The organism is Sphingopyxis sp. (assembly GCF_019459305.1).
Lineage (GTDB): Bacteria > Pseudomonadota > Alphaproteobacteria > Sphingomonadales > Sphingomonadaceae > Sphingopyxis.
This window is the reverse complement of sequence record NZ_JAIBES010000028.1, coordinates 15,252-28,361: the sequence shown is the minus strand read 5'-3', so window position 1 is coordinate 28,361 and position 13,110 is coordinate 15,252. Positions and strand designations below refer to the sequence as shown.

The 13,110-nt window shown below is 62.0% G+C and carries 9 protein-coding genes and 2 pseudogenes; 3 read left to right on the top strand and 8 right to left on the bottom strand.

All coding sequences use genetic code 11. The annotated features are described in order from the left end of the window. Nucleotides 1–2: 2 nt before the first annotated feature. From K0M74_RS02985 to K0M74_RS02960, 6 genes and pseudogenes are all read right to left on the bottom strand, one after another. Nucleotides 3–1,127, bottom strand: coding sequence for a P1 family peptidase (locus tag K0M74_RS02985; RefSeq protein ID WP_293967779.1), 1,125 nt, complete (start codon nucleotides 1,125–1,127; stop codon nucleotides 3–5). Between the two features lie 90 nt (nucleotides 1,128–1,217). Continuing rightward, nucleotides 1,218–1,358: pseudogene (locus K0M74_RS02980) on the bottom strand (IS481 family transposase); the annotation flags it as partial. Between the two features lie 130 nt (nucleotides 1,359–1,488). Then, a pseudogene (locus K0M74_RS02975) lies at nucleotides 1,489–1,602 on the bottom strand (integrase core domain-containing protein); the annotation flags it as partial. A 125-nt stretch (nucleotides 1,603–1,727) separates the two neighbouring features. After that, nucleotides 1,728–4,679 (bottom strand): TonB-dependent receptor, encoded by a 2,952-nt coding sequence (locus K0M74_RS02970; protein ID WP_293967776.1) that lies wholly within the window; start codon nucleotides 4,677–4,679, stop codon nucleotides 1,728–1,730. 137 nt (nucleotides 4,680–4,816) lie between these two features. After that, a complete protein-coding gene (locus K0M74_RS02965) occupies nucleotides 4,817–5,776 on the bottom strand; it encodes an alpha/beta hydrolase (RefSeq protein WP_293967773.1) in 960 nt (319 codons plus the stop codon). Further along, nucleotides 5,773–7,158: a dicarboxylate/amino acid:cation symporter gene (locus tag K0M74_RS02960; RefSeq protein ID WP_293967770.1), complete on the bottom strand. Its 1,386-nt coding sequence runs from the start codon at nucleotides 7,156–7,158 to the stop codon at nucleotides 5,773–5,775. Before K0M74_RS02960 ends, K0M74_RS02965 begins: the two co-directional genes overlap by 4 nt. Before the next feature lie 210 nt (nucleotides 7,159–7,368). On the opposite strand from K0M74_RS02960, the gene K0M74_RS02955 reads away from it, so the two are divergent. The 3 genes from K0M74_RS02955 to K0M74_RS02945 all read left to right on the top strand — a co-directional run bounded on the left by K0M74_RS02955 (nucleotide 7,369) and on the right by K0M74_RS02945 (nucleotide 10,848). Next, nucleotides 7,369–9,045, top strand: coding sequence for an ATP-binding protein (locus K0M74_RS02955; protein WP_293967767.1), 1,677 nt, complete (start codon nucleotides 7,369–7,371; stop codon nucleotides 9,043–9,045). Next, entirely contained in the window at nucleotides 9,042–10,367 is a 1,326-nt protein-coding gene (locus K0M74_RS02950) for a response regulator (RefSeq protein ID WP_293967764.1), read from the top strand. The genes K0M74_RS02955 and K0M74_RS02950 overlap by 4 nt, the downstream gene beginning before the upstream one ends. Nucleotides 10,368–10,449: 82 nt before the next feature. Beyond that, nucleotides 10,450–10,848 carry an excalibur calcium-binding domain-containing protein gene (locus tag K0M74_RS02945; protein WP_293967761.1) on the top strand — a complete coding sequence of 133 codons (399 nt, stop codon included), beginning with the start codon at nucleotides 10,450–10,452 and terminating at the stop codon, nucleotides 10,846–10,848. 351 nt (nucleotides 10,849–11,199) lie between these two features. On the opposite strand, the gene K0M74_RS02940 is transcribed toward K0M74_RS02945, so the two are convergent. Next, nucleotides 11,200–12,378, bottom strand: coding sequence for a tyrosine-type recombinase/integrase (locus K0M74_RS02940; protein ID WP_293967758.1), 1,179 nt, complete (start codon nucleotides 12,376–12,378; stop codon nucleotides 11,200–11,202). Then, nucleotides 12,362–13,057: a hypothetical protein gene (locus tag K0M74_RS02935; protein ID WP_293967755.1), complete on the bottom strand. Its 696-nt coding sequence runs from the start codon at nucleotides 13,055–13,057 to the stop codon at nucleotides 12,362–12,364. Before K0M74_RS02935 ends, K0M74_RS02940 begins: the two co-directional genes overlap by 17 nt. Nucleotides 13,058–13,110 lie beyond the last annotated feature (53 nt).

The window sequence follows — 13,110 nt, the reverse complement described above, 5'->3', positions numbered from 1 at the left end:
CGTTATTTTTCGCCGGCGACCAGCCAGGGCAATATCGTTTCGACCGGCAGCCGCTCGATGGTGCCGCGATGCCCCTCGACGGTTGTTCCGGCGAACAGCGAGTTGACGACCGCTTCCTCGGTCGCTTCGGCGACAGCCTGAAACAGCGGCGAAAGCGCCTCGTTGCGCAGATCGGCAACTTGCGCGGTCGGCGCACTTCCTTCCTCGCGGCGCACCGCGGTGCTGGTCGAAAAGGCAATCGCATAGTCGCCCGATCCGTTGGAAAAGGACGATCCCGTCCGGCCGATCCCGATGAACGCCCGCTCGGCTATACGGCGCAGGTTGCGATCGGACAGCGGCGCGTCGGTGGCGATCACCACGACGACCGAGCCATCTGCGGTGTCACGATCGCCGCGCTCGGCGAAAGCGTGGCGACCCAGTTTGATACCGACCGGCACCCCGGCAATGTTGAGGACACCGCCGTAGTTGCTCTGGACCAACACCCCAAGCGTCCAACCGCCTTGCGAACTGGGTAGCCTGCGCGACGCGGTGCCGATCCCACCTTTAAAACCGAAGGCCACCGTTCCGGTACCCGCGCCGACTGAGCCTTCCTCGACCGCGCCGCCTTTCGCCACTTCGATCGCGCGCCGGGCATCGGCGACGGTGACGCGGCGGCGGCGGATGTCGTTGAGGACACCGTCGTTCGTTTCGCCGACGACGGCGTTGACCGATCGGACCGCCTCATTGCCCGGCTGAGTCAGCGTCCATTCGACTGCGCCAGCCGCGGCTTCGGGGACATTGAGCGTGTTGGTCAGCAGGATAGGCGTCTCGATCTCACCGAGTTCGACGACCTGCGTCGAGCCGGCAAACTTCCCGAACGCATTAAAGGCGACAAAACCGGCGGGAACACGCGAGCGAAAGACGTTGCCGCCGTGCGGCAGGATTGCGGTGACGCCGGTATGGACGTTTTTGCCTTCGTCGATCGTGACGTGGCCAACCTCGACCCCGTCAACATCAGTGATGGCATTGAGTGGGCCGGGAGGAAGGACGCCGATAACCACGCCGGCTTCGCGGGCGCGCTCGGCCGGGGGCGCGGCGGATGCCGCCGCCAGCAGGCCCAGTGCGACAATCGCCTTGCTCAATATCATCGATTCCCCCGTGCCGCGCTCATGCCGGAGCGCGTAACTATTAACGTCAAATCGAAATGCCCGTCCAATGTCTTGTCGGCGAAGACTATGCCCTGTGGGCATGCCCTCGACCGACTGCCTACCTCGCCATTTGATCACAGTCCTCGGGTTGACCCCGCACCGCTTCGCGAGTTGCGCGACCGGAGCTTGCGATCTCGTCGACCGTCGCGAGGGGCGCAACGATACGGTCAGTTCGTTATGCTCGGATGACCAGCCCCTACCGAGTGGTCCCGGTGGGTTGCTAGTGCGTTGAAACCCCCCTGCCAGTGTGGGCCGCAGGTGGAGCGAAGCGGAACCCGAGGGGAAAACTGGCGAGGAAACCGGCCTCCGGCGCCCGTGGTCGACATCCCAGCGAGCTGCGCAGCCGAACCGTGTTGGAATGCCGCCGCCAGGCTTCGATCAGGATCCGGGCCTCGGTGAGCGAGTAGAAGATCTCATGCGCTGGAGCAGCCCGAAAAAGCTGCACCGGTCCCGGTGTCGAGAGACAGTACCTGCGCGCACGCCCCGAGGGTGAGGAGCGCGCCGCCAAACGACAGCCGGACCCGGTGCAATCGCACAGCGTCAGAACTTCTTCCTGATTTCAATGGCGAACTGGCGGCCGCGCGCACTGTGCAGGTCGCTGTAGAAGCCATAGGTCTCGTCGGCGAGCGGCGGGTCGGTATCGAACAGGTTGTTGATCGCGAACCGCAGCCGGGTTCCGTCGAGCGCGGTGTCGTTGTTGATTGTATAGGCGACCGACGCGTTCATCGTGAAGACGTCATCAACGGGGAAGAAGTTGGCGTTGGGATCGTCCGATACGATCAGGATGTCGCGAACCACGCTCGTGTCGTAGAACTTGCCGACATAGCTGCCGAACAGGCCAACCGAGACCGGTCCCTTTTCCCAGTTGATCGAGCCGCTGGCGCGCCATTTGGGCCGACCGTCCACCTCGAGGAGTTCGCCAAGCCCGCCGACGGTGACGTCGAGCGGCAGCGTCCCAGCCGCAATCGCATCGACGATTTCCTGTCCGTCGGAACCGGCGCTCTGGACGAAGCTGTCGAGCCGTGCGGCGTTCAGCCGGATCCGGAAGTCGCCGGCCCCGAAGTCGGGCACGCGATAGACAAGCCCGAAATCCCACCCCTTCGAAACGCGGCTGTCGAGGTTGACGTAAGGGTCGATCACGCGTTCGATCCGGCCAGCCGGGGCCAGGCCGGTTCCGGCAAACAGGGCGATGTCGTCGGCTGTCGGCGCCTCGCGGATGACATTGGGGTTGGTGCTCCCGGCCAGACGGCGCAGCAGGTCGAGCGCGATGGCGTTGTCATCGCCGAACGTGCCGACGAGGCCAGTCTGCTTGACCCGCCAATAGTCCGCCGTGACCGTAAGGCCGGGCAGGAACCCCGGCTCTAGCACGATGCCAAGATTGATGCTTTCGCTGTCTTCCGGCCGCAGGTTGCGTGCGCCCGAGCGAAAGCTGATCACGCCCGCGCCGGGGCAAGCCGCGAGGCTGTCGATAATGCCCTTCTCGACCTGCGCCTGGCAGACCACGAAGTCGTCGCGGGTGTTCGACCGCGTGGTGCCGTCGTCGTTCACCTGCACCAGGTTCGGTGCGCGGAAACCCTGTGACCAGGCGCCGCGGAGCGTAACGCCCGGGATGGTCGTCCACGATGCCGCGATCCGCGGCACCTTGGCGGTTGCGCTGATATCGGCGAAACGCTCGATCCGGCCAGCAAGCTGGACATTGAACGCCTCGACCAGCGGAATGTCCATCTCCGGGCTGACCAGGGGAACGAACAGCTCGGTGAACGCCGAATAGACGTTGCGGACGCCGTCGGTGTCCGGGGACTCACTGGTGCCGGCGACGTCGCTGCCGTTGAATACGCCGGTCACGCTGTCGGTGAAGGTGATGGTCCCGTCGAGCCGCGGATCGCGGTCGTCGTAGAAGGTCTCACGCCGCCACTCCACGCCGGCGGCAATGCCGATATTGCCGCCTGGAAGGGTGAACAGGTCATCGCGGCTGATCTTGAAGTCGGCGAGCGCCAGGCTCGTGCCGCCCTTGCGGAATACGTCGATCCTGAACGGCTCGATCGATGCGGCCGGGTTGGGCGTGCAATCACCGAGGCCCGGATCGTCGAGACAGCCGCCATTGAACGGATTATATGCATCGGGCGTGGTCAGGTTGATCTGCCGCTGCATGGCCGTGAGCGAAACCCGGTTGCGTTCCAGGTCGACCGTGTCGGCTTCTGAATAGACGAAGCCCGTGTCGAAGTCCCACGCGCCGAAGTTGCCGCGCAATCCGGCGACGAGCCGGTAACTTTCCTTCTCGACATCGATGATCCGGTTACCGACATCGACGAAGCGGTACCGTTCCATGATCAGGTCGGCGCCATCGGCCGCAATCGTCGTGCCCGGCAAACGCTGTGGGTTCGGCTGGCCGTTTCGCGTGATGGGGCCGAACGGGTTGTAATAGGCGTTGCGCGAGATACCCACGGGGACCGCGCTGAGGATTGCCGACGGATCGAAATTCCGCACACTTTCCGACCGATAATAGCTTCCCTCGAAATAGGCCTCGATATTATCGGTCAGCTCGTAGCTGAGCAGCGCCATCGCATTGTAGCGATCCTTTTTGCTGATCAGGCTGTTACCGAATATCGTGTTGTAACGAACGTCAGCGACCGGCGTGGTACCGTTGCGGGCACAGATGCCACCGCCGAATTGGAGGCGACAGCCGGCGAACGTGCTCGGCTGGAGGTAGAAGTCGTCGTCGGCGATCGGCGTGCGGTTGGAAGGCGCCTGGATATCGAACTGCCCGAACGGGCCAAATGTATTCCGGTTGTTGAACGAAGCTTCGCCCTCGAAATCGGTCCCCTCGACCAATGGCAGGCGATTGTCGTCCCGCGCGTAATCGCGCCCGGTGACGGGAAGGCCGTTTTCGTGGAAGTAGCTGCCGTACACGGTAAGATTGCCGCGACCGCCGCCGAAGTCGAACCCATAGCCGCCGGTCAACGTATAGCTGTACAGGCTCGTCCCGTCGGACATGCGGTAGTCGCCTTCGATGAAGCCGCCTTTCATACCACCTCTAAGGACCGTATTAACCACACCCGCCACGGCATCGGCGCCATAAAGGGCCGACGCGCCATCGCGCAGGACCTCGATCCGCCTGACGCTCCCGGGCGCGATCTCGTTGGTGTCGGGAGAGACGACCGGCACAAGCAGTTCGGTCTGGAAGCCGGGGTGCAGGTTCATGCGGCGGCCATTGATCAGCAAGAGCGTGTTGCCGGTACCCAGGTCGCGCAGATTGATCGAGCCGACATCGCCGCGCACATTGTTCTGGGTCGTCGCGTTCTGCTCGTTGAAGGCGACGGTCCCTGCCTGCGGGATGGCGCGGAACATCTCATCGCCCGACGATGCGCCGCTGTTCTCGATCGACTGTTCGTCGATCACGGTCACGGGCAGCACGTCGTTGATCTGCGCGCCCTGGATTTGCGTTCCGGTAACGACGATCTCCGGTTCTGCTACGGGGGCTGAAGCGGTCACGTCCGCCGCACCTGGCCGAGACCCGGCCGAGGCCTGATCCTGAGCCGAAGCGATGGAAGTAGCGAGCAGGCTCGTGCCGCCCAGAAGCGCCAGTCTGACAATGGTTGCGGTGATGCGCATGTTGGTGATCCTCCCGATCATTTCTTTTGGGTAATTGGCTGGGTAATTTGCGTATCGAGCCAGGCGGTGAACAGCGTCGGCCATTGGCTCAGGGTCTGGTCAGACGTGCCGAGACCCCATCCGTGGCCTCCGGCTGAAAAGATGTGCATCTCGACAGTCGCGCCCACCCGGTTGAGCGCCTCGAACAGCGCGATGTTATGGCCGGGGGGCGTCGTCTGGTCGTCGGCCGAGGAAAACAAGATCATCGGCGGTGCATCCTTCGACGCGTGCGTGTCGAGCGACCACTGTTCCTGTGCGGCGAGGCTCGGCTCGCGGCCGACGATCTCGCGCCTGGTGCGGGTCGTGTCGTAAGGCTTGCGCAGCGTGACCACCGGGAAAAGCAGCACGGCGAAGTCGGGCCGCGCGGACTCCGTTTCGAACTTGTCGTTCCCCGCGTAGAATGCCTGGTCGGGCTTCAGCGCGGTATAGCCAGCCAGATGCCCGCCAGCGGAAAACCCCAGGATACCGATGCGGTCGGGGCGGATGCCGAACTCGTCGGCACGATGGCGAACGATCTTCATCGCGCGCTGCGCATCCATAAACGGGGCTGCAGCTTCCCACCCATCGCCCGGAAGGCGGTGGATGAGCTCGAAAACGGTGTAGCCGTTGAGCTGCAGCCATCGCGCCGCGGGTGTGCTTTCCTTCCAAAGCTGGATGCGAAAATACCCGCCCCCGCCGATGACCAGCACCGCCCGGCCATTGGCGTGGTTGGGGCGATAGACCCGCAAGCGCGGGTTGGAAACATTGGACACCGCGCCAAAGCCTGCACCTTTGCTTCCAATCAGCTCCGGTCCGCTTACGTCGCCTTTGCCCGGCGGCTTGCCTGGCCACAGGGGGATTTCCTCGAAATCCTGCGCCCTCAGCGCAGCGCTGCCCAGCACGGTCGATGCGGCGAGCAGCGTGGCGGCGCCCCAGATCAGCGTACGGCGGGCGATCATGGCGTCTCTCCGATCGCCGCCGCCATGCCTTCGCTATAGGGCCCGGTCCGTTCGTGATGTTCGATGTCAGCTTCCGGAAGCGGCATCGGGCTACCCGCCATCGCGGCGGCGAGGCGCTGGGTGTCGAGCGCGTTCTCCCACTTGGCGACCACGATCGTGGCGACTGCATTGCCGATAAAATTGGTGAGTGCGCGGCACTCGCTCATGAACCGGTCGATGCCCAGGATCAGGGCCATGCCGGCCACCGGAACCGAGGGGACTACCGACAGCGTTGCAGCGAGGATGACGAAGCCCGCCCCGGTGACACCTGCCGCACCCTTTGAGCTGACCATCGCAACCAGCACCAGGGTCAATTGCTCGCCCAAGGACAGATCGATGCCCACGGCCTGCGCAATGAACAGTGCAGCGAGCGTCATGTAGATGTTGGTGCCATCCAGATTGAAGGAATAACCGGTCGGCACCACCAGTCCGACCACCGTCTTGCGGCAACCGGCAATCTCCATTTTCTCCATCAGGCTAGGCAACGCGGCCTCGGACGAGGAGGTACCGAGAACGAGCAGCAGCTCCTCGCGCAGATATTTGATCAGACCAATGATGGTGAAGCCTGCCAGCCTTGCGACGAGACCGAGCACCACGAGCACGAACAGCAGTGAAGTGAGGTAGAATGTCGCGATCAGCGCAGCGAGGCTGGCCAGCGAACCGATTCCGAATTCGCCGATGGTGAAGGCTATCGCCCCGAATGCGCCGATCGGGGCAAGCTTCATCAGCATGTGGACGAGTTTGAAGATGACCTGATTGAAGGACCCCATCACGTCGAGCACGAGGTCGCTGTGCGGTCTCGTCGTGGCGATTGCGACACCGGTCAGGATCGCGACCAGCAGCACCTGGAGAATCGATCCACTCGTCAAAGCGCTGAACAGCGTCGTGGGAATCATGCCCAGCAGGAAGGCCGAAATGGTCTGTTTTTCGGCAGTCTCTGCATATGCCGCGACGGCCGTAGTATCGAGCGACGCGGGATCGATGTTCAGGCCCGCACCCGGCTGCACCACGTTGGCGACGACCAGCCCGATGACCAGTGCAAGGGTGGAGAAGAACAGGAAATAGACGAACGCCTTGCCGGCGACACTGCCGACCGCCGTCATGTCCTTCATTCCGGCGATGCCGGTCGCAACCGTCAGGAAGATCACCGGGGCGATGATCATCTTGACCAGCCCGATGAAGCCGTCGCCGAGAGGCTTCAGCGAGGCGCCGAAGGCGGGAAACAAATGTCCCACCAGCGCCCCAAGCGCGATCGCGCTCAACACCTGGACATAGAGATGCCGGTAGAATGGCAATTTGCGAGCGGGCGCGCTCGTATCGCCAGTGGCCGCTGCCAACCCCATCGCCGATCCTCTCCCACGGCAGTTTTGCCTTACGGGCACTATAAATAGCGATCGAACTGCGTGAAACGCTGGACGTCGAATTTCAATTATAATTTATATTCAATGATTTAATTAAAATTCCCGGTCAGATTCGTGCGGCTTTCCACACAATCAGGTTGCACATTGTGCGGAAAGCCGCACAATGCGTGGATGGCTGGCTGGGCAGATATTATGGTTCGCGATCGCCGTCGCCTGATTCTGCCAGCGGTGGTCGCCATCGTCCTGCTGGCCGGATTAGTTCTGTCCGTCGACCGGGTGATGTACGCGCGCGCGCTCACCCAAGAAAAAGAGGTTGCGCGCGACGATGCGGCGATTCTCGCCGCCGGTCTCAGAAGCGAACTCGACAAGGTCAGCCTGCTGCCGATCACGCTGGCAGGAGACCTGCAAGTGCGCCAGCTGCTCGAGGGCGATGCCAGCCAGACCAGGCAGCTTGATACCCGGCTGGAGAACCTCGCCCACCAATCGGGTGCCGCGGCCATCTACGTCATGGACAAGGACGGCCTCACCCTTGCGGCGAGTAACTGGAAACAGCCTGCCAGTTTTGTGGGGTCGAACTACGCCTTCCGCCGCTATTTCCGGCAGGCCCTGAACGCAGGAACCTCGACCGAGTTTGCGCTTGGCACAGTCAGCCGCCGGCCGGGGCTGTATATCGCGCACAGAGCCGGTTCGGCGGCCAGCCCGCAGGGCGTCGTGGCCGTCAAGATCGAGTTCGATGCGCTCGAGGCAAGCTGGCGCAAGACTACCGACGGCGTCTACGTCACCGATGCGACCGGCGTTGTGCTACTGGCGACCGACGCAGGGTGGCGGTTCCGGCTGACCGGAGAAGGCGTCGCCCGCGCACGCGACGCTGTGCAGGACGAGCAACGCTTCGGCTTGGCCAGACTGGAGCCGCTGGCGATCATGCGGGCTCGCGGCGGAGGGGAGCGGGCGATCGTCGAAGCGCCGCTGTTCGACACCTTGCAGCCGATCTCGCCCGATGGATGGATACTGCACCTGCTGGTCGACCCGGGGCCGCGCGCAGCAGCCGCGATCGCTAGCGGCAGGTTAGCCGTGGCGCTGGCACTGGCCAGCACGATCGCGCTCGCGTTCGCCTTGTTCTTCGTGCGGCGGCGACGACAGGCTTTTCAGGAGGAGATGGTCGCCCAGCGCACGCGCACCCTGCGCGACCAACTGTCCCAGGCGAACCGCCTCGCAACACTGGGCCAGATTTCGGCGGGAGTCGGCCACGAAATAGGGCAACCCGTTGCGGCCATGCGGGTGTTTGCAGAGAATGGCGAGAAGCTGATTGCGCGCGGACGCGCCGAAGAGGCGTCGGCAAATTTCCGAGAGATTGTAGGCCTGGCGGATCGGCTCGGCTTGATTACGGGGGAGCTGCGGCGATTCAGCCGCCGCCAGCCCGGCCCCCGGCGCCTGGTCAGAATCGGCGAGATCGTCGATGGGGCACTCCTTCTGCTCCGCGATCGGATCGTGTCGATGGGCGTGGCGCTGCAGATGCCGTCGGCGGATGATCTCGATATAGCCGTTGCTGCCGAGCACGTGCGTCTGGAACAGGTGCTGGTCAATCTGCTCCAGAACGCACTTGATGCCGTCGGCGAAGCCGGCGCGGTTACTATCGAGGTGATCCGCAACGAAAACGAAATCCGCGTGCGCCTGTGCGATAGCGGCCCCGGTATTGGCGCCCACGAGGTCGCCCAGCTATTTCAGCCCTTTGCCACCACGAAGCCGGACGGTCTTGGGCTCGGTTTGGTCATTTCGCGCGACATCATGCGCGATCTGGGCGGTGACCTCGTTTTCGAACCCGACGCCATGCGGACCTGTTTCACCATGATCATTCCCCAGACAAAATGATCGAAGGTGGCATATCGGTCATCTTCGTCGAGGATGACGAAAGTCTGCGGGCGGGCACGGTCCAGGCACTTCAGCTGGAGGGGTTTGCCGTGGCGGCGTTTCCGGCCGCGACGGCCGCCTTGTGCGAGATCAATGCCGACTTTGATGGCGTTGTGATCAGCGACGTTCGCCTGCCTGTCCTCGACGGCATCGAATTCTTTGCCCGGATTCGCCAAATCGACCCCGATATCCCCATGATCTTCACCACCGCGCACGGCGACGTGTCGATGGCCGTCAATTCCATGAAGGAAGGCGCGGCGGACTTCTTCACCAAACCCTATGCGATCGAGCGGCTCGCCCGGTCGGTGCGCCAGGCAGCCGACCGGCGCAAGCTGTTGCTGGAGAACCGCCGCCTGCGCTCGCAACTCGAAGGCAGCACACGCGCGGGCTGGATGGGATCGTCCGCCGTCGCAAGCCGCACTGAGCGGATCGTGCGCGAAGTGGCGCAGACCGATGCCGACCTGCTGGTCAGCGGTGCGCCGGGCACCGGCAAGAGTCATGTCGCACGCCTGGTGCATGATCTCAGCCCGCGCCGGAATCGTCCGTTCGTCGTCCTCGATCCCGGCGTGTTCGCCAACGAGGAAGCCAATGTCCTGGTCTATGGCCGCGATCCGTCAGTTGCGCTGTCGCGATCGGGGATAATCGAGCGGGCGAGTGGCGGGACGCTGGTCATCGAAGCCGTGGAAAATATTCCCGCACGCGACCGGCCGCGTCTGGTCAGTCTTGTTGATCACCGGAATTTCATCGCCCTTGGTGCCGACCGCCCCCGGAATGTCGATATCCGGATAATCGGGACCACGACAGCACGCCGTGCGGAAGACGATGACGTTCCGGCCCGCGATCGCGGGCTGGAAGACCGGCTGAGCGGCATAACCGTCACATTGCCCCGCCTCGTCGAGAGGCGTGACGACATACCAGGACTGTTCCGCATGTTCGTGGCAGAATTTGAACGCAGTCTCGAAAGATCAGCTGCTGAGCTCACCGAGATCGAGTGGCACCATCTCGTCAGCCACGACTGGCCCGGCAATCTGCGCGAATTGCGAACATTTGCGCAGAATTTCGTGCTCGGACTTACGCGCCTAGCGCAACCCGCGGCGCAGGGTGCGAAGGGGGCAAGTCTTCATGCTCTCGTCGCAAACTTCGAGCGAACGCTTCTCGAAGATGCGATGCGACGTACTGGCGGAAGCGTCGCCGAAGTTCAGCGAAATCTGCATATTCCCCGCAAAACCTTGTACGATAAGCTTGCCAAATACGGGCTTCAGGCGCGCAACTTTCGGTCGTGAAAGATCGGCGGCTCTGCGACGATCGAGGCCATCGTCGAGAGCGCAGACAAAGCGCCGATGTTAGCGAACAGAGACGCGTGACATGCTCTGCAACTGCTCCACTCGTTGCTTGCGAATACCCAAGGAGGATGAAACAACGACGAACCTGTCACGACCCCGCCGATACAATCATCTCCGAAGACATGAACACAAGAATAGCTCGTCGTCGGGTAGCGTCCTTGTCGCGTTAGGACTGATCGGCGCTGCCACCGTCAGAGGTTGGGCACTTGCGAGCCCCGAACAGCCAGCCGCCGCTGTGTCGACTACAAAGCAGGTCGCAGTGGCGACTGGCGCCGTGCGAGAGTGCGCGCCGCAGGGAGGCGACCATTGGTCGGGATGCAAGGATGCTCGGGCCGCAGGCACCGCTCAAATCTATCGCGGCGAGCCCAGCAATCGAGAAGGCATGGACGGCGATGGCGATGGCATCGCTTGTGAGCCTTAACGTTAGCCGTCGGCCGGAACGATTATCATAAATCAAATCCCCACATGCACTTTCAGCAGGCACTTTCAGCGGCAGATACTCCGCCCTTTCAGCCCCTGATACGGGACCAATTTTCGTCGAAAATCTAGTCTTTTGGGTCGGAATTGGGCCGACTGTATCGCCGTAACCCGCGGGAATGTCGGGAGCAATTCCCAAGAGGCAAGTTATTGTTTTTAAAGGTAAAACTCGGTGGAGGCCCGAGCCGGAATCGAACCGGCGTGCACGGATTTGCAATCCGTCTCAAAATGGCGAAAATGCGCCGTTTTCTGGTCTCATGCCGCACTCATGTTGCATCGACAGATCCCCTTTCTTCTATCCGGCGCCCAATACTCCGGCCTCAAGAGCGGCCACGACCTCAGCATCGTCCTCCAATTCGTCGAACAGATGCCCATAGGTGTCGAAGGTGATCTGAATTGAGCTATGACCCATCCAGGTCGACACGCGCTTTGCATTGACGCGCTGGGCGATCCATAGCGAAGCCGCAGCGTGGCGAAAGTCGTGTAGGCTATACAGGCCTTCGAGCACGGCATCGCCATCCTCGTTCAGAAGCGGTTCGCCGTCCTTCATCTTCGGCCGACACACGCCCGCGGCGATCTGGACCTTCTCCTGAAAAAACACGGCAAGGTTGTTGTGGAAGATCGGCGTCCCCTTCTCGCTCGGGAAGACTAGATCGCGGTCGGACTTGGGGCACTGCAGCTTCCATTTCTTCAGCGTCTGAATGACCTTGGGGCCGACGGGAATGGTACGGTGACCAGCGGCTGACTTTGGCTGCCCGACGATGTTTTGAGCATCGGCCTTCCGGTCGACAGTGATCAGGCCGCGCTTTAAATCGATGTTGCACCATGGCAGCGCCCGAACCTCAGAAGCGCGCAGTCCCGCGAAGAGCAGCACCATCATTAAGGGGTGATCCATCGGACGAGCTTTTTCCGCCGCGGCGAGCATCATCCGCATATGCTCTTTCGAAGGCGGCACGACTTTTTGCTTGTCGCGGCTCGATCGCTTCAGCTCGACATCTTCCGACACGTTCTGGGCGACGTAACCCTTGCGCTGGGCTTCCTTCATCAGTGACGATAGCGAGCCGAGGATCTTGCGCGCCATCGCTCGGGACCGGCCGCTGTCCAGAAGCTGGTCGCGATAATCCTCGACCATCGGCTTCGTCAGCTGGTTAAGCCGTTTGGCGCCAAGGAACGGGATTATGTGCAAGCGCAGGTGCTGCTCGTACATCGTGATCGTCGACCGCTCCAAGTTTTCCCGCGCGCCCCGAGCCAGCCAGTTCTCGCCCGCTTTGCTGACCGTGATGCTGACACCGTCGGGAGTATGGACGCCCTGGCTGACCTCATAGACTGCCTTCGTGGCGAAGGCATCGGCATCGCGCTTTTTGGCGAATTGCTTGCTGCGTCGCTTGCCGGCGGCGTCGCGATAATCGACCTGCCAGGATTGGCGTTCGGTGCCGTCGGGGGCGAACCAGGTGCGCTTACGGATTGATGCCATTATTGCCTCCGATCACCAGCTTGCGATCAAGGCCATTCCGAACCGGATCGCTCAAAGATTCATACGTATCGCGCCATATGTCCACGATAGAAATGTCAGGGCGAACTTCCATCAACAGTCCGACTAGGCTGAACAAAAATGGCCTCAGAACGATTATCGTCTGGCGATAATCAGCCCCCATGTCCCGTTCCCAACCCTCCACGCCAACGTCGCCAACGAGCAAATTATGCTCCAAGTCAGCCATGGGAATTACGGTGAGCAGCCCGTAATAATCGAGGTCGTCTTCGCCGCCCTCCGCCAGATCGCGCAACGACTCCGGGCTCAGCATCCAAACATAATTGTTATGGCTGATAGGTGGCTGCCATTTGTCGAAATGAGCTCTCGGGGTAATCGCGAGGGGGATCGAGCCTGCGCATAGTTCCCAGTTCAACCGTAAGATGTGTACGATTCGCTTGGGAGACATGCCGATTTGCGTAAGCTCGATCGCAAAGGCCAGTTTCACGAACATGTCGATCGTATAAACGACGCGCTTGCCCGTGCCGGTATTCGACCCATCCGGAAATTTAAGCCGTTGAAAATGTTTCAGCCTCGCCTTGAAAGCAACGCGCTTGTCGTCTGCGATATGGTGCAGTCCGGCTAGCACGGCTTCTACTTCAGCGTAGGTCAGCTCAATCGACAAGAATCGGTCCTCGGAGATAGTTGTAAATTTCGTCTTGCACGGAACATATGAAA